This is a genomic window from Limosilactobacillus caviae, assembly GCF_014635905.1.
In the GTDB taxonomy this organism is placed as follows: domain Bacteria; phylum Bacillota; class Bacilli; order Lactobacillales; family Lactobacillaceae; genus Limosilactobacillus; species Limosilactobacillus caviae.
Genome location: NZ_BMDS01000005.1, coordinates 182787 through 203627 on the forward strand (window position 1 = coordinate 182787; position 20841 = coordinate 203627).

The 20841-nt window shown below is 38.2% G+C and carries 38 protein-coding genes; all 38 read left to right on the plus strand.

Going from position 1 to position 20841, the window contains the following annotated elements:
• The first annotated feature begins 2 nt into the window (after positions 1-2).
• Complete coding sequence (locus IEU90_RS08325) at positions 3-842, plus strand: ATP-binding protein (RefSeq protein WP_188357987.1); 840 nt, start codon at positions 3-5, stop codon at positions 840-842.
• Between the two features lies 1 nt (position 843).
• Entirely contained in the window at positions 844-993 is a 150-nt protein-coding gene (locus IEU90_RS08330) for a hypothetical protein (protein ID WP_188357988.1), read from the plus strand.
• A complete protein-coding gene (locus IEU90_RS08335) occupies positions 990-1511 on the plus strand; it encodes a hypothetical protein (protein WP_188357989.1) in 522 nt (173 codons plus the stop codon). The genes IEU90_RS08330 and IEU90_RS08335 overlap by 4 nt, the downstream gene beginning before the upstream one ends.
• Entirely contained in the window at positions 1508-2209 is a 702-nt protein-coding gene (locus IEU90_RS08340) for a Rha family transcriptional regulator (RefSeq protein WP_188357990.1), read from the plus strand. Before IEU90_RS08335 ends, IEU90_RS08340 begins: the two co-directional genes overlap by 4 nt.
• A gap of 13 nt (positions 2210-2222) precedes the next feature.
• Positions 2223-2690, plus strand: a complete 468-nt coding sequence (locus tag IEU90_RS08345; RefSeq protein ID WP_188357991.1) for a hypothetical protein — start codon at positions 2223-2225, stop codon at positions 2688-2690.
• Positions 2680-3090, plus strand: coding sequence for a hypothetical protein (locus IEU90_RS08350; RefSeq protein WP_188357992.1), 411 nt, complete (start codon positions 2680-2682; stop codon positions 3088-3090). Before IEU90_RS08345 ends, IEU90_RS08350 begins: the two co-directional genes overlap by 11 nt.
• Before the next feature lie 76 nt (positions 3091-3166).
• On the plus strand, positions 3167-3430 hold the full coding sequence (locus IEU90_RS08355; protein WP_188357993.1) for a DUF6275 family protein: 264 nt from the start codon (positions 3167-3169) through the stop codon (positions 3428-3430).
• Positions 3430-3693: a hypothetical protein gene (locus IEU90_RS08360; protein ID WP_188357994.1), complete on the plus strand. Its 264-nt coding sequence runs from the start codon at positions 3430-3432 to the stop codon at positions 3691-3693. Before IEU90_RS08355 ends, IEU90_RS08360 begins: the two co-directional genes overlap by 1 nt.
• Positions 3694-4035 carry a hypothetical protein gene (locus tag IEU90_RS08365; protein WP_188357995.1) on the plus strand — a complete coding sequence of 114 codons (342 nt, stop codon included), beginning with the start codon at positions 3694-3696 and terminating at the stop codon, positions 4033-4035.
• A gap of 14 nt (positions 4036-4049) precedes the next feature.
• Complete coding sequence (locus IEU90_RS08370; RefSeq protein WP_188357996.1) at positions 4050-4475, plus strand: RusA family crossover junction endodeoxyribonuclease; 426 nt, start codon at positions 4050-4052, stop codon at positions 4473-4475.
• Complete coding sequence (locus IEU90_RS08375) at positions 4462-4905, plus strand: hypothetical protein (RefSeq protein WP_087214765.1); 444 nt, start codon at positions 4462-4464, stop codon at positions 4903-4905. Before IEU90_RS08370 ends, IEU90_RS08375 begins: the two co-directional genes overlap by 14 nt.
• Positions 4906-4926: 21 nt before the next feature.
• Positions 4927-5073, plus strand: coding sequence for a hypothetical protein (locus IEU90_RS08380; RefSeq protein WP_188357997.1), 147 nt, complete (start codon positions 4927-4929; stop codon positions 5071-5073).
• Between the two features lie 119 nt (positions 5074-5192).
• Entirely contained in the window at positions 5193-5720 is a 528-nt protein-coding gene (locus IEU90_RS08385; RefSeq protein WP_188357998.1) for an ArpU family phage packaging/lysis transcriptional regulator, read from the plus strand.
• Between the two features lie 1059 nt (positions 5721-6779).
• Positions 6780-7274: a hypothetical protein gene (locus tag IEU90_RS08390; RefSeq protein WP_188357999.1), complete on the plus strand. Its 495-nt coding sequence runs from the start codon at positions 6780-6782 to the stop codon at positions 7272-7274.
• 66 nt (positions 7275-7340) lie between these two features.
• Positions 7341-7496, plus strand: a complete 156-nt coding sequence (locus IEU90_RS08395) for a hypothetical protein (RefSeq protein WP_162607111.1) — start codon at positions 7341-7343, stop codon at positions 7494-7496.
• Between the two features lie 20 nt (positions 7497-7516).
• Positions 7517-7702, plus strand: a complete 186-nt coding sequence (locus tag IEU90_RS08400; protein ID WP_188358000.1) for a hypothetical protein — start codon at positions 7517-7519, stop codon at positions 7700-7702.
• Between the two features lie 77 nt (positions 7703-7779).
• The gene (locus IEU90_RS08405; RefSeq protein WP_094532547.1) at positions 7780-7974 is read left to right on the plus strand and encodes a crAss001_48 related protein; all 195 of its coding nucleotides are present in this window, start codon (positions 7780-7782) and stop codon (positions 7972-7974) included.
• A 2-nt stretch (positions 7975-7976) separates the two neighbouring features.
• The gene (locus IEU90_RS08410; protein WP_188358001.1) at positions 7977-8123 is read left to right on the plus strand and encodes a hypothetical protein; all 147 of its coding nucleotides are present in this window, start codon (positions 7977-7979) and stop codon (positions 8121-8123) included.
• Between the two features lie 70 nt (positions 8124-8193).
• On the plus strand, positions 8194-8334 hold the full coding sequence (locus tag IEU90_RS08415; protein WP_168353419.1) for a hypothetical protein: 141 nt from the start codon (positions 8194-8196) through the stop codon (positions 8332-8334).
• 149 nt (positions 8335-8483) lie between these two features.
• Positions 8484-8705, plus strand: coding sequence for a helix-turn-helix domain-containing protein (locus IEU90_RS08420; protein ID WP_094536974.1), 222 nt, complete (start codon positions 8484-8486; stop codon positions 8703-8705).
• 90 nt (positions 8706-8795) lie between these two features.
• Positions 8796-9074 carry a hypothetical protein gene (locus tag IEU90_RS08425; protein WP_003670971.1) on the plus strand — a complete coding sequence of 93 codons (279 nt, stop codon included), beginning with the start codon at positions 8796-8798 and terminating at the stop codon, positions 9072-9074.
• 131 nt (positions 9075-9205) lie between these two features.
• Entirely contained in the window at positions 9206-9721 is a 516-nt protein-coding gene (locus IEU90_RS11435) for an N-6 DNA methylase (RefSeq protein WP_188358002.1), read from the plus strand.
• Positions 9705-10685, plus strand: coding sequence for an N-6 DNA methylase (locus IEU90_RS08435; RefSeq protein ID WP_188358003.1), 981 nt, complete (start codon positions 9705-9707; stop codon positions 10683-10685). The genes IEU90_RS11435 and IEU90_RS08435 overlap by 17 nt, the downstream gene beginning before the upstream one ends.
• 36 nt (positions 10686-10721) lie before the next feature.
• A complete protein-coding gene (locus IEU90_RS08440; RefSeq protein ID WP_188358004.1) occupies positions 10722-11561 on the plus strand; it encodes a terminase small subunit in 840 nt (279 codons plus the stop codon).
• Positions 11542-12822, plus strand: a complete 1281-nt coding sequence (locus tag IEU90_RS08445; protein WP_188358005.1) for a PBSX family phage terminase large subunit — start codon at positions 11542-11544, stop codon at positions 12820-12822. The genes IEU90_RS08440 and IEU90_RS08445 overlap by 20 nt, the downstream gene beginning before the upstream one ends.
• A gap of 15 nt (positions 12823-12837) precedes the next feature.
• Positions 12838-14331, plus strand: coding sequence for a phage portal protein (locus IEU90_RS08450; RefSeq protein ID WP_188358006.1), 1494 nt, complete (start codon positions 12838-12840; stop codon positions 14329-14331).
• Positions 14267-14554, plus strand: coding sequence for a ribosomal-processing cysteine protease Prp (locus IEU90_RS08455; protein ID WP_153710969.1), 288 nt, complete (start codon positions 14267-14269; stop codon positions 14552-14554). The genes IEU90_RS08450 and IEU90_RS08455 overlap by 65 nt, the downstream gene beginning before the upstream one ends.
• A gap of 10 nt (positions 14555-14564) precedes the next feature.
• Positions 14565-15629, plus strand: a complete 1065-nt coding sequence (locus IEU90_RS08460) for a minor capsid protein (RefSeq protein ID WP_188358007.1) — start codon at positions 14565-14567, stop codon at positions 15627-15629.
• Positions 15630-15776: 147 nt separating this feature from the next.
• The gene (locus tag IEU90_RS08465; protein WP_153710967.1) at positions 15777-16427 is read left to right on the plus strand and encodes a DUF4355 domain-containing protein; all 651 of its coding nucleotides are present in this window, start codon (positions 15777-15779) and stop codon (positions 16425-16427) included.
• A 19-nt stretch (positions 16428-16446) separates the two neighbouring features.
• Positions 16447-16815 (plus strand): hypothetical protein, encoded by a 369-nt coding sequence (locus tag IEU90_RS08470; protein ID WP_153710966.1) that lies wholly within the window; start codon positions 16447-16449, stop codon positions 16813-16815.
• 17 nt (positions 16816-16832) lie between these two features.
• A complete protein-coding gene (locus IEU90_RS08475) occupies positions 16833-17882 on the plus strand; it encodes a major capsid protein (protein ID WP_153710965.1) in 1050 nt (349 codons plus the stop codon).
• A gap of 19 nt (positions 17883-17901) precedes the next feature.
• Complete coding sequence (locus IEU90_RS08480) at positions 17902-18210, plus strand: phage head-tail connector protein (RefSeq protein WP_371868217.1); 309 nt, start codon at positions 17902-17904, stop codon at positions 18208-18210.
• Positions 18207-18560 carry a hypothetical protein gene (locus IEU90_RS08485; RefSeq protein WP_087214748.1) on the plus strand — a complete coding sequence of 118 codons (354 nt, stop codon included), beginning with the start codon at positions 18207-18209 and terminating at the stop codon, positions 18558-18560. The genes IEU90_RS08480 and IEU90_RS08485 overlap by 4 nt, the downstream gene beginning before the upstream one ends.
• Positions 18553-19101: an HK97-gp10 family putative phage morphogenesis protein gene (locus tag IEU90_RS08490; protein WP_188358008.1), complete on the plus strand. Its 549-nt coding sequence runs from the start codon at positions 18553-18555 to the stop codon at positions 19099-19101. The genes IEU90_RS08485 and IEU90_RS08490 overlap by 8 nt, the downstream gene beginning before the upstream one ends.
• Position 19102: 1 nt before the next feature.
• On the plus strand, positions 19103-19471 hold the full coding sequence (locus IEU90_RS08495) for a hypothetical protein (RefSeq protein ID WP_124216590.1): 369 nt from the start codon (positions 19103-19105) through the stop codon (positions 19469-19471).
• A 4-nt stretch (positions 19472-19475) separates the two neighbouring features.
• A complete protein-coding gene (locus IEU90_RS08500; protein WP_079376038.1) occupies positions 19476-19967 on the plus strand; it encodes a phage tail tube protein in 492 nt (163 codons plus the stop codon).
• Positions 19968-20042: 75 nt separating this feature from the next.
• Entirely contained in the window at positions 20043-20453 is a 411-nt protein-coding gene (locus tag IEU90_RS08505) for a DUF6096 family protein (RefSeq protein WP_019251705.1), read from the plus strand.
• A 110-nt stretch (positions 20454-20563) separates the two neighbouring features.
• Positions 20564-20839 carry a hypothetical protein gene (locus IEU90_RS08510; protein WP_153710962.1) on the plus strand — a complete coding sequence of 92 codons (276 nt, stop codon included), beginning with the start codon at positions 20564-20566 and terminating at the stop codon, positions 20837-20839.
• The last annotated feature ends 2 nt before the right edge of the window (positions 20840-20841 follow it).

Below are 20841 nucleotides of genomic sequence, written 5' to 3' on the forward strand. Positions count from 1 at the left end.
AGATGGCCCTTACTAAAGCGCAATGGGACATCGATCCTAAGTTGTTTGAACAAGCTGGTGTAAATATCCATGATCCGAAACTCAAAGAAAAGATGGAACAACGTGCTAAGCAAATGCACAACAAATTTAATCGTGACTTACAAAGAAATAAGACTAAGGCCGTGTGGAATAAGTCTCTGTGGTCTTCTGGAGAAATTGTATTCAATTTCAAAGACTGGAAGCCAGACGAACGGGAAAATCCACAGCAAGCCCGATTTTTAGGCAGAAAGGCACTCAATCTATCCAAAGAAATGATTAACGGCCACTTAAACGTTGTTATGAGTGGAGATGCTGGAGTAGGTAAGACCTCATTAGCGTTAGCCATGCTTAATCTGCTACGTCATAACGGTAAGCAAGTTCTATTTGTCTCAACTGTTGCTTTGAGTGAGTTAGTTAGTCAACAGTACGAGTACAAGGATAGAAAAGAACGACTGCAAGGCCTTAAACGGGCAATGGACACATGCGATGTTTTGCTGCTTGATGATCTTGGAGCAGATGGAGGAAGTATCGAAAAAGTTTCGGGTGATGGCTATATTGGCGCTCGTAAGGACGTACAGGCGCTTTTATTCAGTGTTGCCAATAATCGATACGAAGGTACGGAAAAAGAGCGTAAACGGGCTAATGAGAAGAATATCAAGCTAATTAAGCCTGTTCACCAGACAATCATTACAACAAACAATACAACCGATGAATTAATCCGAATTTATGGAGAGCGAACGATTAGCCGTCTAGTTACTCGTGACCCTAATCATCGCTTGCCATTTAACGAAATGGACGATATGCGAATAAAAGAAGGTATTTAACATGAAAACAATACGCCCTGCTTGTAATGGAAGCGGCACGTATTTAGACCATAAATGCTGTGTATGTGGTGGAAAGGGAATCTATCACATTAGCAACGAATTAATTATGATGATGTATCGCAACGGAGATTTGAAGGGGAAGACAGCATGAATGCAGAAGAGTATTTAACAACCGATGAGCTGGTTTACACGATTAATCATAGCCAAGAGATTGATCGTGGCGATGAAATGGGACCATTTGCCGTTAAACGGGGCAAGTATGTTTATGTTTACCGCACATGGCAGGACGCACGAGACGAAGAAGAACGTAAGCCGATGTGGCAGATGATGATTCCTGTTAACATCGAAAGCTTGTCAGAATTATACGAACGAGAAGATTTAGACGCTGATGATCTAGAAAGTAAAGGCTTCTGGCCTCTGATTGAACTCATTAGCAAGTATGCACATACACCGTTAGTTTTTCGAGGCACAGTGCTAAGCGATAATGACAAAGAAGAACTGAGGCACCGTTTGCTAGGCTACTTCAAAGATCATAGTTTTAGTGAGGATTACCGTAATGGACGCTTAGACGCAATGTACGGTGTCATGTGCCAGCTTGGCATGGAAGATGATTACGACGCAGCTAAAGGCTCATATAAAGCTATGAAGATTAAGGCGGTGAATGAATGATGACAGAAGAATTAGTAATTATGCGTGATCGGCAAGCAGTGACAACCAGTTTGCAAGTAGCAAAGGTATTTGGTAAGGAACACAGAAATGTAATGCAATCAATTAATAACAAACTTCAATCTGCTGAAAATTCAGCAGATTACCAAAGTATGTTTGTATCAGGCACTTACAAGGATTCCAAAGGAAGAACCTACCCAATGTACTACATGAATCGTGATGGATTTACATTCATTGCGTTTGGCTTTACTGGAGCTAAGGCGGATCAATTCAAGTTGAAGTACATTGATGCTTTCAATCAGATGGAGAAGCAACTTCAACAGCAAAAGCCCCTTAGCTTACCTGAACAAATTAGTTTGATTGCTAAGGGCTATGAGAGCCTTTCAGCAGACGTTAAGGACATCAAAGACCGTATGGGATTACCTGGCAATATGGCTCATTCGTTTTCTAAGAAGCGTAACGCAAAGATTATCAATGTTCTAGGCGGTAAGAAATCCAACGCATACTGTGACAAGAACGTTCGAGCTAAGACCTATCGTGCATTGTTCAGCTCATACCGTGAGACGTTCGATCAAGACCGATACAACGACTTACCGATGAAAGACTTTGACAAGGCAATTGATTTTGTTAATAACTGGTATCCGCCGTTTGAGTTGCAACAACAGATTCAGATGGCTAATGCACAGCTAGCGATTGTTTAGGAGTGTGGCTGTAATGATATTCGATGTGTTTATCAAGAAGCTTGATGAAGTAACGCTGAACGGGATGCGTTTTTCAGCTAAGCAAAACGGTAATTGGCTAGAAATTTATCTTAATCATGGTGAAACGCCATCGTTCAAAATCAGCTTAACTGAGACGTTCCACTTGGTAACTGTGGGTAAAATTCGTGGACGGTTTGATGAATGGAAAAAGATTGCTGATCTATGCTGGGAGTTTGCTAGTACGCCAATCCATGAACGATTCGTGCCGTATGTGCTAACAACTGGTACTGGTGACGAAAAGCTATACTTCAAACTACTTGAAGTGATGAACAGCGGAAAAACCGCAATGGTGGTTACTTCTAAGCCCGTAGTTTACCGTGATTTTATCTTGAAATTCTATGAGGATACCAATTCAGAACTAAAAAAGCTTATTAATTTAACAAAGGAAGTTACTAGGGAGGGACTATTTGATGAAGATTGATGAATTTATTAAAAGAGTAAATGAAATATTTTATGCAGAATATTCCTTTGAAAATAACGAAATTTATATATATAGAACAGAGCAAGATATGATTGATGAGAATAAAGATGGTGATGATACGTATTACTTCATGAATGTTAAATTATGCAAAGAAAAATTTTCTTTGTTCATTGATCCTGATTGGATGCCAGATGATGTAAAGGGATTGTCTTTGCTTTTTAACTTGCTTCGAGAGTTAGAAGAAACACCTGTTAAAGAGCGTTTTCCAGAAAAGAGGTATCGTTTACGTTGGCTTGACGATAAGGATGGCACCCCAGAATATATATATTTGACTCTAATGCAGGCTGGAATATGTGGAGTGATAAAAATATTACAGATACTTTTAATGAATCACAACTAGATCAATTAAAGAGAGATCATCCGCTTTTCGCATCCGTAATTGACATAATGAAGGAACCAGTAGAGGAGGAAGAATAATGACTAACGAAGAATTTATAACGATGGCAAAACTAAAGGTTAAGAAATATACCTATAAAAATGTTGCTAAAGACGGTACATCACTTTTTCATGTTTATGTAGTTTGGCAAGCCAAGGTTTTGCAGAACTACAAAGCCTTGTTAGCTACTGATATTGAAGGCGATCAGCATTATTATGAAGCAACTTACAACGGCGATAAGAAAGAACTTTACTTAGACGTTTATAACAAGCAAGAAAATAAATGCTTTGAGGTGGACGATTAATGCTACATAAATACCGAAAGACAGCCTTAATTGAAGCTGAACAGTTCGATGGAACAAAAGAAATAAAAGACAAATACCAAATAGTTGATAAAGCAGAATTAACTTCTGCTTACTATCAGGGAGGAAGTAGGTATTTTCTTCCTACTAGAGAAGGACTCACAGCTATTAATAAATATGGTGATTACATCGCTACTGGCGTTGATGGAGAGCATTGGGTTATCGACCAAGATATTTTTGAACGGACTTATGAGAGGTGTGACTAGATGAAACATGAAGCAGAACAAGAATTACTTAAAACACTTAATGGACAATTGAGCGAGTTGCCGGCCGTTGCTAAGACAATGGTTCAACAATATCAAATGTCAGCAATTGTTCTATCTATTTTGTGCGGTGTACTTTTTATTGCTGCGTTAACTGGCACTATATGGCTATCAATTTTCTTCTTTAGGAAACATCGTGATCACCATGATAGCTATGATTTTGCTTCTGGGATGACGGCATTGTTCGGAGGAACAATGAGTGTCTGCTTATTAACGGCATTATGTTTGAATATTATTCACGCTTGTGCACCAATTGCTTCGATTATTAAAGACTTATTGAACTAAAGAACGAGGTGAAAATGAAAATAATATTCAACATTGAGCCCGTCGAACAGGCACGGCCTAGAGCAACTAAAACGTGGAAAGGAATACGCTTGTATGATCCGAAAAAGGTATCGACCTACAAGAAACAGTTGGGGATGATGTGCAAATTCCAGTACAAGGATAAGCCACTAACTGGCCCGTTAATTGTTAGTCTTAAATTTTATCGACAAGTTCAATCAAGCGTATCGAAAAAAGAGCGTGAATTACGCCTCTCAGGAATACACAGACCGATTGTAAAACCGGACACGGATAATTACATCAAATCTACTTTGGATGGCTTAAATGGCCTGCTATGGGAAGATGACAACCAGATTGTAAAGATAGTTGCTGAAAAGTATTACAGTGACCATCCTAGGGTAGAAATCGAGGTAGAGGAGGTAAATGAAGATGGCAATACCTAAAAGACTATCTAAAGCAATGGATTCATTAACTGTTAATCATGAATGGGGTGGAGTTAATGAAATGCCAGAAGAGATCCTTGCTCCTGATGATTGGCGACTTCAAGAAATTATGAAGTTTCGTAAGGGTTTGAAGTTGCGAGAACCTAGAAGAATTAAAGAAGCTGAATGGCGAATTAAGCAATATTTTTATAAGCACAATATTAATAACCCTTTTGCACAAGCTTATATCTTGCGAAAAATTGGCACTAAACAGTCTACTATTCTAAAGATTACAGGGTTATCAAAACCTGAATACTATCGTCACGTAGGAGTGTTGTTTCGTAATACAGGCTATTACGGACAATTGAGAATTACAGATGTAGAAGCAGTTTTAAGGCAAGCAAAAATATCTGACATTTTGAAAGATGTAAATAACAAGATTAAAGAATAGAAGTGAATTTGGAGGGAAAAGATGGGAAGAGTAATACGTAATTTTGCGGGATATACAGTAATTGGATTTATCGGGCTTATAGTTGTTGGCATTGCATTGTTAGGTCTAGGCGGAGTGCTATACATGGTATTTAGTATTTGGTATGCTGTCTTTTCCTTCTTTGGATAGCATTTAAAAGCGTTAAATTGCGTTAAAAAGCGTAAAAAAAGACGCCCTCACTATGAGAACGTCTCCTCAGATATCTATTTAAAACATATTCATTATATCACAAGGGGAGCGTGCAAATAGTGGAACTATTAAAAGGGGATAATAAGAAAGCAACAATTGCGAACGTACAGAATTTCTTTTTAGACGAAGATAAATACCCAACTATTCGACGTAGATCGGGTGACTGGGGTGTTAAATCGCCACAGAACGATATTACAGGTATTCGAGGGTCAAGACGTGGTAATGGTTCGGAAAAAAGTATGATTGAATATGCTGAATACACGTTAGCTAAACGAGCGGTTGACTATGCGATTGCAGGATGCAGCAGTAGTTACCGACACCCTAGCCAACAAATTATCAAGTATAGATATATTCAAGGTTTATCTCTTTCAGTAATTAAAGAGAGGATTAATAAATTCGGCAATTCTACTTACTATCGGGCTGATGATTATGCTTGCTTGGAATTTGCGGATTGTTTAGAAGCAGTATGTGAACGTCTTAATGTTGATTCTGATATTATTCCTGACTTGCGAGCAAAAAACAGGAAGAAAACAGGACAAAAAGGGGATGAAAAGAGGACAAAAACGGGAATACAACGGGAGATATAACGTTATATTATGTTATCGTCGCAAAGTTAGTTAATAAAACTTTGCACGCTCCGTTTAAATATGTGCCTAAGCAAGCCTGAAACTGCTATGCGTGTTTCCGGCGTTTAACGATACTCGCAACGGGATCTCTTGTTAAACGTAGGAAGTGTGGAATCCGGTAGCCAAGCCGACGCGATGGTGGCAGATGACCATAATCCACATTGAGACTATCGTTAACTAACTTCAAAATAAATTTACGGTAACGGTTAAATTTGGTTTGTGCGTTTTGGAAGATCTCCTTTAGATCATTAAATTTACATGCTACTCTGATAGTCTCGTAGCAACCGTGCTGTAATCAGCAGAAGAGTATGCAATCTAACTCAGCGGCTAGAGGATTGCCAATATTAAGGACAGCAAAACCGTTACAGGAGTAGGCGGAAAACTACGACCGGGTGCGGTGATTGTGTGGTCCTGATTATGCGAATATGCAAACTAGATGCCAAGTATCCTGGAGTGGTCCAATACTTGTGGGGGCAGTTCCCAATATTCGCAATTGCAGTGCTTACGAGTCGCACTGCTTGCTGAGGTCCAAGATGGGCACACAACCGGCCTTGTGTGGCAAAAGCGTGGTTCGAATCCACCTCTCAGCTTTATCACGGCAAATTTAACTATGATAGGAGATGAAAGCTCCTCTTTCGTAATTGCATAGTCTTTTTTGTCCAAGCCGTGATGTAATACAGAGATGCAAAGAGTAACAAAAAATCAAAAACGATTAGTGGATGCAAGCATCTCTGTATTATGCTGATGTTATTGTGGAGCACTCCTAATGGTTCGCTATCATGGGGGTGGCAATATGGGCATTCTAGGTCGCTCCTAGTTTGTGGCGGTTCGATTCCGTCCATCAGCATTCAAGGCTCATCTACTTTTTAAAACATTCAACGAAAGGAGGAACACCTACTTACTATGATGTTCTTCTATATGCCTTGATTGTCCGCAATGACGTTAAACTAATTTAAATCACCTTCAGAAGTCTAGCTATTGTGGCTAGGCTTTTGTATTATGTTTAGTTAGGTGATTTAAATGAAAGAATATGGAAATTTACTCATTAATTCAGTAATCCCTCTATTAATCTCTGGAATTAGTACCATAGGTGGAATTTGGGGTGCAACTATTCAAGCTAAAAAATATGAAGACTCAAAACAATCTAAGGTAGAATCTTATCAAAAAATATTGGAGATAATTGAACCTATTAATGCTCTATATATTTTAATCCAAGATAGTAGGTGGGCGCATGCAAGAAATGCTTGTTTTGGTGGAGCATTGGATGATTTAGAAAATAAATTGCAATCAGGTACTTATGTTTTGTTGGTCCCAAGGGAAGTATTAAAATCTACAAAAATCATATTGAATGAAATGGTTGAAATTGTAAATTTAGAAGAACAAATGAGTAAAATTAAACCTCGTTACAACAAAAAATATAATCCAGATATCCTTGAGGTAAAAATGAAAAACTTATATATTGACTATAACCAATATATTTCTAAGATAAAGAAAAAATATAGATTATTTAGATAGAGATTGATTAATCAAGTCAGCTTAACGGCTGGCTTTTTTGTTTGGAAAGGGTGATTTTTATTGTTTATGAAATTTATTGCTATGTTAATGGTTCCGGTTATGTTTATTGGAGCCCTATTAATTAAGCCGGCACTTATTGGCGTTGGCTTATTTGTTACATCGCTAATTGTCGAATTTTTAATTATTTATTTAGTGACTTATATGCTAGAAGATCATTTATAAAATAGTTAGGAGTGACTGCAATGTTTATTGAAAAAATGTCTTATACACCTGGAATGATTGATGGATTACACCAAATGGTGATGATTTATAGTGTGCTGTTAGATTCTGCACGCAAGGAAGCAAAATCAGAGGTTGAAGCATATAAAATGGCAGATCATGTATTTACTGACATCTTAAGCTCTAGCGAAAACGCCAAAGATAAATAATTTTAAGCCTGGTTATTATAACTGGGCTTTTTATGTAATTGGATATAGTTATGAAGATATAAGGAGATTAAATATCTATGGAAGAACATGTAAAAAGATTAGTAGTTGAGAGAGATGAGCTTTCTGATAAGCTTAAAAAACTCTCAGAATTCATGAAGAGCGATACTTTTAAGAAACTTGATGAAGATGACAAAATGATTTTGAAAATCCAAAAAGATTCTATGAAAACATATAAACGAGCTCTTGGCTTACGTATCTATTGGGAAATCTAGCAATGTATCAAACTAAACGATTTGGATTAGTTGCTAGCAAGCAAGAATACTTAATGCTATGTCGTGCTGAACACACAAGGAAACGATTAGCAAAGAAAAAGCCGACAGGTCAACGCTTGTCGGCTTTTAAAGTACACAAAAATAAATAGTTTTCCCTCTAATTCACTTGACTTACGTACGATATAGTACTATTATAATAAGTGAAAGGAGGATAGGAATATGGCAAAACATAAAAAGAAAAAGGAAAAGCAGAACGGCAAAGTTGAAGCTACAAAGTGGGCGGCAATAGCTGCATGGGCAGTGCCTGCTTATCCGATTGCAGAAACAATTAAAATAGTCGTTAAGCATTTCCTTAAATAAACGATAACAAAGGGTTGAGGTGAGAGCCTCGCCCGCTTTGCTATATTCTATTTTATCATGAGTAAACAAGAAAAGAAGTATCGTAAAAGTATTAAACTTGCTTTGATTACTGGTGTAGTGGCATGGATTGTCTATGGGGCTGTACGCGTATGGCTAGGATAAACTTGAATACTCCAGATATTATGGATGCTAAAGAAGCGTCCATAATCTGGGGCCATGCTGAAAACTATGTAAGGAGAACTTACCAGCAGAACCCGGATAAATTTCCAAATGGTTCTATAAGAAAGTTTGGAAAGCAATGGATAGTTACTACCGAGGGAATGGAAGCAATCACTGGTACTAAGGATCCGCGAAAACAGAATAACGATTAGTACGATGGCGCCATGTGGTACATATCTATCAACTAGCTTATCTGTGAGTTAGGCGATAAGAGTGGTTGAATCAATTATGAGAGGTAAAGGATGCATAGAAAATCATTTAAGAATGTAAAAGATCACTCGTTGATCATTGATGATGGTTGGTTTAATGCAATGTATAAAGATAAGATTGACGATCATCTTGGAATGGAGGCTGAGATCAGCTTTTTAAAGCAACCAGATAGTATTGATATTTTATTAACCAATCTTTATTACCCTAATATGCGCCAAGGAACGCGGGAACAAGATGATCAACAGACGGTGTTCAAATTATCTAAAGAAAATGCAATAAAGCTACGAGATTACTTAAATAAAGTTTTATAGGCGAGGGAAGTAGTTTATAAAGGAAAACGTGCCAACGTGGCAAGATCCTGGTGCAACTCTGGGCGCCCTCATTACTAGCATCTGCAATTTGCAGGTGCTTTTTTTGTACTCAAATTTAGAAGGAGCAAGTCATGGAACTAAAAGAACTAACTGAAAAGACTTTGGTGTTATTTAATTCTAAGAATACAACTGAACTAATTAAGAAATTACCTAGTTATTGGAACGATGATGATACTAAAACCAAATTTAAGGAATTAGTCAGTGATTTAAGTATTGACTGGCTACAAAAGATTTTTCAGTATTATGAAGCGGACCGGAAAGGCAAGAAGCAGGACTATACGCCGACAACTCTGGCGAAGTTAATGGCAAACCTAGCTCTACGAAACAGTGAGAAACACATTACTGATATGTGTGCCGGCAGCGGAGCCTTGACTATTCAATGCTGGAACCTCAATCATGACATCGAAGCTGAGTGTCTTGAATTTGATGAGAAAGTTATTCCGATCTTGCTATTTAATCTAGCAGTACGAAACATTAAAGCAACAGTTTATCAAATGGACGTATTACAGCAAGAAGTTACCAATAGTTGGCAAGTAGTTGCAGGGGATGAATTTGGAAAGGTGATTGAAAATGGCAACAACGATTAGTAATCCACCATATAATATGAAATGGCAGCACCCGTTCTTTGCTCAATCACAAGAAAGATTTCTTCTTGGTGTGCCACCAGAAAGCAATGCTAATTATGCTTTTATCTTAACGGCGCTATCTAAACAGGATAAGGCCGTTTTCTTATTGCCTAATGGCGTGTTAAGTACTAACAACAAAGAAGAACAAGCGATTAAAGCAAGCCTAGTTGAAAAGAACTACTTAGAAGCAGTAATTAGCTTACCTGATCGGATGTTTGAAAGTACCAGTATTCCAACCTCATTACTAATCTTTAATAAGAAAAAGCAAACGTCAAATATCTTAATGGTTAATGCCTCTTCATTGGCAACAGAAGAAGTACGAGAACAACGAGGACAGGTTGGCAGCAAGTCACACACTAACCGTGTTTACAAGAAGAAGGTCAACGTATTAAGTAACGATGCTATTAATAAGGTTATGTCGTTGTTAGACAAGCCAGCAGATGAGCCGGGCCTATCAAAAGTCGCTTCAATTGAAACCATTAAGGGACAAGATTATATCTTAACTCCTAATCGTTACATTGAGATGAAAAAGGAAACGGTTCAACACTCATCGCTTGAAAAGCTTGCTGAACAATTGAACCGAGTATCTGCTGAAAAGGGTGCCGTCAAGTTAACTATCAATAAGAAGATGGCTAGTGATCTTGGATTAATGCCATTGATTAAGTTACTTCAAGAAGGAGCACAAACCAGTAAAGAATTGAACGAACAATTCAAAGACGATGGAATAGCGCTTAGCGATGAAAGCATTGTTACTTTGACTAACAGCAAGACTTTCAAGATTGAGGTTAAAAAGTGGGATAAGTTGCCAGCTATTGTTGTTATGTTTGCTCAGATGTGGAAGCAATTAATGATCACTTGCAATAACGAAGAGAACCGCTACTTAATGGAATTAAAGGATATTATGCTTGAACGATACTTTGAATAAATAGAAGTTATTAGAAAGGTGGTGTGGTGATATGCCATGAGTAAGATGGAAGAAGCTAAGGCTGATTACTTAGCTGGAATGAAGTATAAGGATATTGCCAAGAAGTACGATGTTTCTCTTAACACGGTTAAGTCGTGGAAAACAAGAAACAAGTGGCAGCGGAAGAATGCAACCAAGAAAAAAAGTATGCACACAAAACCGGAGAAAGTTGCACCGGCATTACCGCCACCAGAATTACCAGATAGTGATGAGCTTAATGATAAGCAGAAAGCCTTTTGTCTGTACTATTTACAGCGATACAATGCGACTTGGGCTTATCAGAAAGCTTATGGTGGAAGTTATGAAAATGCTCTTGCACACGGCTCGAGAATGGTAGGAAATGGTAGGATCAAGAAATACTTAGCTGAACTAAAAAAACAACAATCACAAGACCTATACGCGACCGCCAATGACATCTTGCTACGCTACTTAAATCAAGCGACTAGCAACGTTACTGATGTTCTATCGTTTAGGACAGAAAAGCATTTAGCCTATTATAAGGTACGCGATAAAAATGGACCTTATGAAGATGGCGGGGGGAACTTCCGCTATGTACCAAAGATTGACCCTGAAACAGGCGAACAGGCTTATTACTATACGAATATTGTTGAGTTAAAAGATAGTAGCGAGATTGATACATCGAACATCAAGAGTATTCGAATTGATAAAGGTGAGCCTGTGGTTGAAATGGAAGATCGTCAGAAGGCAATGCAGATCTTACTTGATCGCTTGCCTGAGCCAGAAGTTAACGATGAAAGTACCAACTCATTACTTGCAGCACTTAGCAATGGTATGAAGAAGATATGGAGTGATAAAGATGGGGATAAAGACAGTTAGATTTAAGTTTACCCCGTTTAGTCGTAAACAACTTCAAGTGCTTAGCTGGTGGGCTAATGATGAATTAAAGGGTTATGAAGCTATTATTTGTGACGGCTCCGTTCGTGCAGGTAAGACAGTTGTCATGTCATTGTCGTACGTACTATGGTCCATGACCCAATTCAACGGTCAGCAGTTTGGAATGGCTGGTAAAACAATTGGTTCATTTAGACGTAACGTGCTAAGACCATTGCGGAGTATGCTAGAAAGTGAAGGGTATGCTATTCACGATTCACGTTCGGATAATATGCTAACAATCAGCAAGAATGGTCATACAAATTATTACTTTATCTTTGGTGGTAAAGATGAAGCATCACAGGACCTAGTTCAAGGTATTACTTTGGCTGGGTTCTTTTTTGATGAAGTTGCACTTATGCCGCAAAGTTTTGTTAATCAAGCCACAGCTCGTTGTTCGGTAACGGGTTCTAAGATGTGGTTTAACTGCAACCCCGAAGGACCTTACCATTGGTTCAAGCTAGAATGGATTGACAAAATAAAAGATAAGCGAGCATTACGACTCCATTTTATGATGCAGGACAATCCGTCATTGGCACAAGAAACCATTGATCGTTATAACCGAATGTATTCTGGCGTGTTTTATCAACGCTATATTTTAGGCTTGTGGGTAATGTCAGAAGGTGTTATCTATGATAACTTCGATAAGAACAGCATGGTGGTTCACGATCTGCCGGAGCATTTTGAAAAGTATTATGTGTCTTGTGATTACGGTACACAGAACCCAACAGTATTTCTGTTGTGGGGACGCAATCATGGCGTTTGGTACTTAGTTAAAGAATATTATTACTCAGGACGTGCAACTGCTCACCAAAAGACAGATGAGCAATATTGCCAGGAGCTTAAGAAGTTTCTTGGCAATATTCACGCAAAGATTATCATTGACCCGTCTGCTGCTTCTTTTATTGCTGTGTTACGGAATAATGGTTTCCGAGTACAAAAGGCAAAGAATGATGTGGTAGATGGTATTCGTGTTACACAAACGGCGATGAACGAAGGCAAGATACTATTTAGCAATCAATGTCCTAATTTATTTAAAGAATTATCCAGCTATGTATGGGATGAAAAAGCAGCTGAACGTGGTGAAGATAAACCAGTGAAAGAACATGATCACGCTTGCGATGCTATGCGTTATTTCGTTTACATGGTTATCCATAAAGGCTTCACTGCAAAGATTACCAAACGTCCACATGTTCGTGGTTTATAGAAAGAAGGTGTTTATGTGGCTGTTGCAATTGATAGAGAATTACTTGGGGATGTTAACAAGCCAAATCTTGAAGCAATCAACTACGCTATTCGTAAACTGAAAGAACGGCAAGGCAGGTTGGATAAACTTGCTGATTATTACAACGGAAATCAAGAAGTTAATAACCATCGCTTTGAGAACGCTAAAGTTAAAGCTTCTAACGTTATGATTAACCATGCTAAGTACATCACTGATATGAATGTTGGCTTTATGACTGGTAATCCGGTTAAATATACCGCCAAGAAAGGTAAGAATATTGATGATGTGTTAGAAGCTCTAGAAAAGATTGATATTCATAAGCACGACATTGAACTTGAAAAAGACTTATCTGTGTTTGGGTATGGCTATGAATTGCTTTATCTTAAAACAATTGATCCAACTATTAGCATTGATGAGCTTGGCAATGAAAAGATTACTCCTAACACTGAATTGCGAGTAGAAGCCGTTGATCCGCGTGCCGCAATTGTTGTTACTGATGATACAGTTGAACACGACCCTTTATTTGGTGTGTTTGTTCAAGCAAAGAAAAATTTGAGCGGACAGAATGATGGTTATAGTGTCACGGTCTACATGCCAAAAAAGATTGTAGAATATCGCACTGAAGTAGGAATGGAAGTATCGACAGATGATCAAATTGTTGACGAATACGATAACTTGTTCAATGCAGTTCCATTAATTGAGTATCGAAATAATGAAGAACGACAGGGTGATTTTGAACAACTAATCTCGTTGATTGATGCTTATAACCTCCTCCAAACTGATCGAATTTCTGATAAAGAAGCTTTTGTTGATGCAATCCTTGTTACATTTGGCTTCGGATTAGAAGAGGATGAAGACAGTATTGAAGCGTTGAAGAATGGTGTTATTAATGCACCTTCTCGTGACGATGGGGCTGATGTTGAATGGTTAACTAAGACTTTCGATGAAACACAGGTTAACTTGCTTAGCCAATCAATTGAAAATGATATTCACAAGATTTCATACGTTCCGAATATGAACGATGAAAAGTTTATGGGTAATGTGTCAGGTGAAGCAATGAAATTTAAGCTGTTTGGGCTTGAAAATCTTATTTCAATTAAGAAACGTTACTTCTTCGATGGCTTGCACCGGCGATTAAAACTGATCCAAACCATCGTGAATATTAAAGGTGGCAATTCGGATGTTGATGGTTGTGATATATCGTTAACACCAAATATTCCCGTCAACTTGTCTGATGTGGTTAATAACATTAAAAACGCTGACGGTATTCTTCCACGCAAGATTACTTATAGTTGGCTTCCACAAGTTGGGGATGTTCAAGAAGTTATTGATGAAATGGCTCAACAAGATGCTGATAACATCAGAAAGAACCAGCAAGCGTTACAACGACAAGATCCAGACCGTTTAGAATTGGAGGATAGCCAAGATGATTCGAGTGAAGATTCAAAAGAAACCAACCAAGACGATAATCAAAGCAAGCGGACACGCTGAGTATAGTGTAAAAGGCTCTGACATCGTCTGTGCTTCGTTTTCTACCTTATTAACTCATACGGTTAATAATTGTACTAACGTGGCTGTAAATGATGAGAATGGAACTCTGACAGCTGTATTTACAAATAGTGAACACATTGAAGATAAAACTTTACTAAATGCGTTTGAGAACACAGTTAATCAGCTTGCGGAACAATACGGTCAATACATCACTGTTTTGTAGGTGAAAGCCTATGAAAGTTGATAAAAACAAATTCAACTATTGGCAATTGCGAGACTTACAAGACGAACAGAAGAACCAGGATGAAGCAACTAAACGCCTAAAAGTTATTAATGCGGCGTATCAGAAAGCCCAAGCATATTTAAGCGACGAGGTTCAAAAGATCTATCGTCGCTATTTTTATGCTGACATTACTGCTGATGAGGTTGCAACAATCATGTCTTCGCACATCTCACCATCTGAGTTCGTAACCTTACAAGCGTTAGCAAGCAATATTGTCGATAAAGAAAGTAAGAAGGCTGTTGATAATTACTTAAATCAATTAGCCGCTAAGAGCAGAATTACCCGACTGGAAGAGTTACAAGTCAAAGCGTATATAGTTGCTAAAAATGTTGGAGACGTTGAATTGGATCAGAATATTAAATTGCATACTGATGTAATGAAAAGAACCTGGTCCGAAGTCGAAAAGCAAGGAGCTATATATGATAAAGCAAAAGATTACAAGCTTCCTAATAAAGCAAAACCAGCCTTAGAATCCAAAGAAAACAAAATCGTTATCAAGAATCCTAAGACTAACAAAAAGGTTGCAATGGTATCGATGGAACAAGACGTACCAAAGTCGAAAATCACTGAAATACCTAATCGTTATGTGGAAGCGGCATTAAATTCCAGATGGGAAGGTAAAAACTTTTCATCACGCATTTGGGATAATACTGATAAGCTTGCTGAACGGTTGCAAGAATTGTTTACGGCTAAAGAGTTAAGTGAAATGGCTGAACGAGAAATGATTAAGCAAATTGAAGATGAGTTTAATACAAGTTGCTTCAATGCTAGTCGATTAATCAGAACCGAAGCTAATTATTTTTACTCTAAGATTAAGCTTGATAGCTGGAAGAAACGAGGCGTGAAGCAATATCAGTTAATTGCTGTTCTTGATAGTCGAACCAGTAAGATATGTCGAGCAATTAATAATAAAGTTTTTAACGTATCTGATACAGTTATTGGTAAGAATGTTCCACCTTTGCATCCGTTTTGTCGAACTGTGCCGGTAATTTATTTAGGTAATAAAAAGTCTTGACCTAAGTAAGTCATGAAACTGCTTCAATAATTGAATACGTGCGTGGGCTTGAAGACGCATATTTAGAAGTCACTGTGTAGAAATATGGAGTGGCTTTTTTCGTGCAGTCATAAATTCAAGTGTGCATGGGTAGAAAGGATTATATCTATGGAAAAAGTAAAGTTTTATAGCAATTTGCTAAAGCTGAACTTACAGCGGTTTGCAGATGAAGGACAAGATGGTGAAGGAGGTGCTGATACAGGAAACGAAGCAACGGATAATAATGATGATTCTGATACGCAAAATAAGCCTTTCATGACATTCCAGACCCAGTCAGAATTGGATTCTTATTTTGATAAGAAGTTAGACAAGGCATTAGGGACTGCTAAGGCTAATTGGGAAAAGGAACAAAGCGATAAGGCAAAGAAAGCTAAGGATCGCAAGAACATGACCGAAGAAGAACGACGTGAGGATGACTTCAAGCAACGGGAAGAAGCTTTATCTGCTCGTGAAGCCGATGTTACTAAGCGTGAGAATCGGAGTAAGCTTGCTTCTCGTTTAGTTGATGACGGTTTGCCTACTGGGTTAGTTGATGTTTTTGATGATGTTCTAGCTAATGAAGACAATATGAACGAAACATATGAACGGGTAAGCGAAGTATTTCGTAGCGCTGTTCATGATGCCGTTGAAACTCGGTTAGCACAAGGCTCACGAACACCTAAGAGTACGGATGATGATTTGACTCATAAATCGGCCGGTGAGCTTTATGCCGAAAAGGCTAATAGTGCTAATAAATCTGAAAGTGATTTTTGGAAATAAGAAAGGAGAATGACAATTAATGTACACACGATTTCAAAATGGTAAGCAATTAAACTTCCTTGCTTCTGAGAAGTTCACTGCTTTCCCTGAAACAATTAACAAGGACAATTACAATGTCCAAATTGATGACTTAGGACGCAAGTATGTACCTGCTGGGACAGTATACCCAACAAATGATGCAAAGGCTGTTGGTATTACTGTTAATGATGTATATGTATCAGAAGATGGTTCTAATCAAATGGTGGCTGTTATGCGTGAAGGTTGGGTATTAAGTCAACGATTAACTCCAACTCCATCAGCAGATGCAATTAAAGCAATGACAGCAATTCACTTTAAGGATTTAGACACGACTGCTGATACTACTACCCCAGCAGATCCAAAAGCGTAGTGAGGAGGAGATAATAGATGAATAAGCAAACACTTAAGCTAGATTTACAACGTTTTGCCACACCAATTCTTGATATGTTCGATCAGAATACGGTGCTTGATTATACTCGTAATCGTCAATATCCAGATATGTTAGGTGATACTTTATTCCCAGCAACTAAGGTTCCAACACTCGAAGTTGATATCTTAAAAGCTGGTAGTCGTGTCCCAACAATTGCTAGCTATTCAGCCTTTGATGCCGAAGCTGAAATCGGTAGTCGTGAAGCAAGTAAGATGACTGCTGAATTAGCATATGTAAAGCGCAAAATGCAAATTACCGAAGAAATGTTAATCAAGTTACGTTATCCACGTAATAATGCCGAAGCTAACTACTTAAAGCAATATGTATTTAATGATATTGATGCAATGGTTCAAGCGGTGAAAGCACGTGGCGAAAAGATGACAATGGAAATGTTTGCTACTGGTAAGATTACTGATAAAGACAACGGCATTTCCATTGATTATCAAGTTCCAAAAGAGCATCAAACTACATTATCAAGTAATGCTACTTGGGATAGCGGTAGTGCCTCAATCATTGAGAATCTACAAGACTGGTCAGATAAGTTGGACATTACTCCAACGCGTGCATTGACCTCTAAGAAGGTATTACGGACATTAATGCGTAGTACTGAAATTAAAGAGGCAATCTTTGGTAAAGATACCGGTCGGGTTGTTGGTCAAGCTGATTTAGATCAGTTCATGGTTGCACAGGGACTTCCGGTTATTCGTGCATATGCTGGTAAGTATCGTGAGGAAGATGCTAAGGGTAAAGTTAAAACACAAACATACTTCCCAGAAGATCGGATCGTTCTCTTTAATGATGAAGTGCCAGGTGAAAAGATCTATGGCCCAACTCCAGAAGAAAATCGCTTAATCTCAACTAATGCACAAGTATCAGAAGTTGGTAATGTTATGGCTAAAATTTATGAATCCGGCGAAGACCCAATTGGAACTTGGGTATTAGCAGCGGCAACCATGCTTCCATCATTTGCTAGCGCTGATAATGTATACCAAGCTAAAGTCCTTTAATTAATTGGAGGTGCTGAATGTGGACCAAGTGGCCGAAATGGTTCCATCCGTAAGTGCTCGTTTAAAAGTTACGGATGATGAATTGATTAAGGAGCTATTAGAAGAAGCAAATGCTCAGGTGCTAGATTATACGGGTCAAAAAGAATTAGTTGGTAACATGAGTGTGTATGTTAAAAAGTTGGCAGTCATTAACTACAATCGCTTAGGCCTTGAAGGTGAAACTCAACGATCAGAAGGTGGCGTTACTAATTATCTCGAGACTGGTGTTCCAAAAGATATTCGACAAGGATTAAACCGCTATCGAATTGCTAAGGTGACGAAGCTATGAGATTAAAAGAAAGTGATCTCACAACCGTTTATCTCAAAGCACCAATGAATACTCAAGATGATGAAGGCTATAGCATTTCTGGCTGGGGCGATCCACAACCAATTAGGATGAATGTTCAATCAGCTGGTGGTGCGGTCAATGCTCAGATCTATGGAAAAGATATTAAATATATCAAAACATGTAAGTATCAAGGAGATTTACTTTCAGAAGGGCACGGCGAAGGCTTTGGCATTTGCCTAAAAGTTCCGAGTTCTAGTGATCCTGATTATAAGATTACGGCTATTCAAGAGTTTTCTACTCATAAAAACGTTACTTTGGAACGTATCAAGAGGGATGAACAAAATGATTGAATGTGAGATTGTGGGGCTCAATGAGTTAAAAACTAAGCTACGAAAACTTCCTCAAGTTGTAGCGGATGCAACTGTTAACGGCCAAGAGACAGCAATTGAACAAGCTGAAGCCTATGCGGTCCAAGAGTTGCAATCTAGTATCAAATATTCTACTGGTGAGCTTGCCCGTAGCTTTAAGCATGAAGTAAAAGTCGATGGGGATGAAATAGTTGGTCGTTGGTGGAATTCGTCAATGATTGCTATTTTCCGTGAGTTTGGTACTGGTAAGGTTGGTGAACAATCTAGCAAGCAGCTTCCACCTAATGTGGCAATTGTTTATCGCCAAACTCCCTGGTACATTCCAGCTGAGGAAGTTGATATTGACCTTACTAAGATTTATGGAATTCCAAAGGTTAAAATTAAAGGGAAGTACTTTTATCGAACTAGTGGACAACCAGCAAGGCAATTTATGACACCTGCTGCTAATCGGATTGCTAAAGAAGCTCCAGGCATTATTAAGAATGTAGTTGATCAGGAATTACGTGATAAGTTGGGTGATTAATATGGAACCTTATAATGTCAAAGCTTTAGTTTATAAAACCCTTAACTCTATGTCAGAGTTAAAAATAGTTTCACCATCTTACCCTAATAAATTCACGGTATTTCCAATTGCTATCTATTCAACAACTCAGTCTTCTTATATACGTAATGCCTACCAAGAAGAGACTGATACAGAATGGAAGATAACAATTGATTTGTATAATGATAAAGGTTCTTTAACGCAAATAAAAAATAAGCTCATTGCTAAGTTTTCGGCAATGGGCTTTTCTAATAACATTGGTGATCAAGATTTAAATGGAATAACACGTGTTGTACTCGTCTTTACAGGAATTGTAGATAACACAAGTAAGCGTGTATACCAGAAAGGATGAAATTATGAAGAATGTAAAATTATATAGTGATGCATTAAAGTTAGACCTACAACGTTTTGCTATCGATAGTTCAGAAGGTCTGGTTGGTACTGGTACCAAGCTTGAACGTTCAGAAGATGGTTCTACATGGGAAGAAATTGCGGATATTAAGACCATCCCAGAATTAGGTGGGGATACTGAAAAGGTTGATGTTACTACTTTGGCTGATGACCGGCGGAAGCAAGTTGAAGGGATTCAAAACGCTTCTAACGTTCAGTTCCAAGCTGTGTACAAGGGTGCTAGTTTTGCCAAAGCTTTGCAACAAGCTGGTGATCGTAAACAATACCAATGGAAGGTTACTTATCCAGATGGAATGACTGCTACAATGCGTGGTTCATACAACATCAAGTTTGCAGCGGTTGCAGTTAACGGGGCATTAGGTTACACAATTACTATTACTGTATCTGATGGTCCACACTTCACTGCTGCACCAGGTAGTGATACACCAAAAGGCTAGTTTATTAATAAACGTGGGTTCGATTCCCACGTTTATCTTTAGTGACAAATAAAAATTAAAGGAGAATTTATTCATATGACAACTACTGTTAAGAAAGCAACAAAGACAATGCAATTAGGTGATTTGGAACTTGACTTAAAGCTTGGTGGTCGTGAGGTTTTCAAGATTGAACGGCGACTTGGTAAGTCGATGTTGTCCTTATTTATGGACTCTCAAGGTGGAAACAAGCTACCTCCAGTTAATGAAATTCTGATTGTCTTACAAGGCGCTAATCAAAATCATGGTGTAACTGATAAACGAGTATTGAACGCCTTTGAAAAGTACTTAGATGATGGTAATACCACGATGGATCTCTTTAATGCCTTAATGGAACTATTTGAAGCGTCTGGTTTTTTCGGCAAAAAGAAGAAGTCATCGAAGACCAATTCGGAATCGGACGAAGTGACATTAGATCCAGTGGAAACGACCCAAGATCAGTTGCTGTAAACGAAAAGAATTACGATACAGTATCAGATTTATTCAAAGACCTTTACCCAATCGCTGTTGAATCAGGGATAGACGCTGATCATTTCTGGGATTTAGACTTTGCGGAAATCATGACGCAAATTGCCGCTAACAGGAAGCGAGAATTAAATGATTTACGTGCCAAAGCATATATGGATCACCGTTTAAGTGAATTGGTAGCATTTGCGGTTAATGATCCTGCTAAGATGCCTAAGCTAGAAGAAGCTTATCCGTTTGTTAAGGATAATATGAACCAGATAGAGCAACCAGCTGAAAAAGAGCCCGATTGGAAGAGAGATCAAGCTATTCTTATGCAACAAGCTCAACGGATTAGACAATTCAATAAAGACAAAGGAGGAGGTGAATAGTA

Bases quoted from the DNA above. Each gene is read 5' to 3' on its own strand.
- IEU90_RS08325 (WP_188357987.1), top strand. From the start codon at position 3: ATGGCCCTTACTAAAGCGCAATGGGACATCGATCCTAAGTTGTTTGAA.
- IEU90_RS08330 (WP_188357988.1), top strand. From the start codon at position 844: ATGAAAACAATACGCCCTGCTTGTAATGGAAGCGGCACGTATTTAGAC.
- IEU90_RS08335 (WP_188357989.1), top strand. From the start codon at position 990: ATGAATGCAGAAGAGTATTTAACAACCGATGAGCTGGTTTACACGATT.
- IEU90_RS08340 (WP_188357990.1), top strand. From the start codon at position 1,508: ATGATGACAGAAGAATTAGTAATTATGCGTGATCGGCAAGCAGTGACA.
- IEU90_RS08345 (WP_188357991.1), top strand. From the start codon at position 2,223: ATGATATTCGATGTGTTTATCAAGAAGCTTGATGAAGTAACGCTGAAC.
- IEU90_RS08350 (WP_188357992.1), top strand. From the start codon at position 2,680: ATGAAGATTGATGAATTTATTAAAAGAGTAAATGAAATATTTTATGCA.
- IEU90_RS08355 (WP_188357993.1), top strand. From the start codon at position 3,167: ATGACTAACGAAGAATTTATAACGATGGCAAAACTAAAGGTTAAGAAA.
- IEU90_RS08360 (WP_188357994.1), top strand. From the start codon at position 3,430: ATGCTACATAAATACCGAAAGACAGCCTTAATTGAAGCTGAACAGTTC.
- IEU90_RS08365 (WP_188357995.1), top strand. From the start codon at position 3,694: ATGAAACATGAAGCAGAACAAGAATTACTTAAAACACTTAATGGACAA.
- IEU90_RS08370 (WP_188357996.1), top strand. From the start codon at position 4,050: ATGAAAATAATATTCAACATTGAGCCCGTCGAACAGGCACGGCCTAGA.
- IEU90_RS08375 (WP_087214765.1), top strand. From the start codon at position 4,462: ATGGCAATACCTAAAAGACTATCTAAAGCAATGGATTCATTAACTGTT.
- IEU90_RS08380 (WP_188357997.1), top strand. From the start codon at position 4,927: ATGGGAAGAGTAATACGTAATTTTGCGGGATATACAGTAATTGGATTT.
- IEU90_RS08390 (WP_188357999.1), top strand. From the start codon at position 6,780: ATGAAAGAATATGGAAATTTACTCATTAATTCAGTAATCCCTCTATTA.
- IEU90_RS08395 (WP_162607111.1), top strand. From the start codon at position 7,341: ATGAAATTTATTGCTATGTTAATGGTTCCGGTTATGTTTATTGGAGCC.
- IEU90_RS08400 (WP_188358000.1), top strand. From the start codon at position 7,517: ATGTTTATTGAAAAAATGTCTTATACACCTGGAATGATTGATGGATTA.
- IEU90_RS08405 (WP_094532547.1), top strand. From the start codon at position 7,780: ATGGAAGAACATGTAAAAAGATTAGTAGTTGAGAGAGATGAGCTTTCT.
- IEU90_RS08410 (WP_188358001.1), top strand. From the start codon at position 7,977: ATGTATCAAACTAAACGATTTGGATTAGTTGCTAGCAAGCAAGAATAC.
- IEU90_RS08415 (WP_168353419.1), top strand. From the start codon at position 8,194: ATGGCAAAACATAAAAAGAAAAAGGAAAAGCAGAACGGCAAAGTTGAA.
- IEU90_RS08420 (WP_094536974.1), top strand. From the start codon at position 8,484: ATGGCTAGGATAAACTTGAATACTCCAGATATTATGGATGCTAAAGAA.
- IEU90_RS08425 (WP_003670971.1), top strand. From the start codon at position 8,796: ATGCATAGAAAATCATTTAAGAATGTAAAAGATCACTCGTTGATCATT.
- IEU90_RS11435 (WP_188358002.1), top strand. From the start codon at position 9,206: ATGGAACTAAAAGAACTAACTGAAAAGACTTTGGTGTTATTTAATTCT.
- IEU90_RS08435 (WP_188358003.1), top strand. From the start codon at position 9,705: ATGGCAACAACGATTAGTAATCCACCATATAATATGAAATGGCAGCAC.
- IEU90_RS08440 (WP_188358004.1), top strand. From the start codon at position 10,722: ATGAGTAAGATGGAAGAAGCTAAGGCTGATTACTTAGCTGGAATGAAG.
- IEU90_RS08445 (WP_188358005.1), top strand. From the start codon at position 11,542: ATGGGGATAAAGACAGTTAGATTTAAGTTTACCCCGTTTAGTCGTAAA.
- IEU90_RS08455 (WP_153710969.1), top strand. From the start codon at position 14,267: ATGATTCGAGTGAAGATTCAAAAGAAACCAACCAAGACGATAATCAAA.
- IEU90_RS08460 (WP_188358007.1), top strand. From the start codon at position 14,565: ATGAAAGTTGATAAAAACAAATTCAACTATTGGCAATTGCGAGACTTA.
- IEU90_RS08465 (WP_153710967.1), top strand. From the start codon at position 15,777: ATGGAAAAAGTAAAGTTTTATAGCAATTTGCTAAAGCTGAACTTACAG.
- IEU90_RS08470 (WP_153710966.1), top strand. From the start codon at position 16,447: ATGTACACACGATTTCAAAATGGTAAGCAATTAAACTTCCTTGCTTCT.
- IEU90_RS08475 (WP_153710965.1), top strand. From the start codon at position 16,833: ATGAATAAGCAAACACTTAAGCTAGATTTACAACGTTTTGCCACACCA.
- IEU90_RS08485 (WP_087214748.1), top strand. From the start codon at position 18,207: ATGAGATTAAAAGAAAGTGATCTCACAACCGTTTATCTCAAAGCACCA.
- IEU90_RS08490 (WP_188358008.1), top strand. From the start codon at position 18,553: ATGATTGAATGTGAGATTGTGGGGCTCAATGAGTTAAAAACTAAGCTA.
- IEU90_RS08495 (WP_124216590.1), top strand. From the start codon at position 19,103: ATGGAACCTTATAATGTCAAAGCTTTAGTTTATAAAACCCTTAACTCT.
- IEU90_RS08500 (WP_079376038.1), top strand. From the start codon at position 19,476: ATGAAGAATGTAAAATTATATAGTGATGCATTAAAGTTAGACCTACAA.
- IEU90_RS08505 (WP_019251705.1), top strand. From the start codon at position 20,043: ATGACAACTACTGTTAAGAAAGCAACAAAGACAATGCAATTAGGTGAT.
- IEU90_RS08510 (WP_153710962.1), top strand. From the start codon at position 20,564: ATGACGCAAATTGCCGCTAACAGGAAGCGAGAATTAAATGATTTACGT.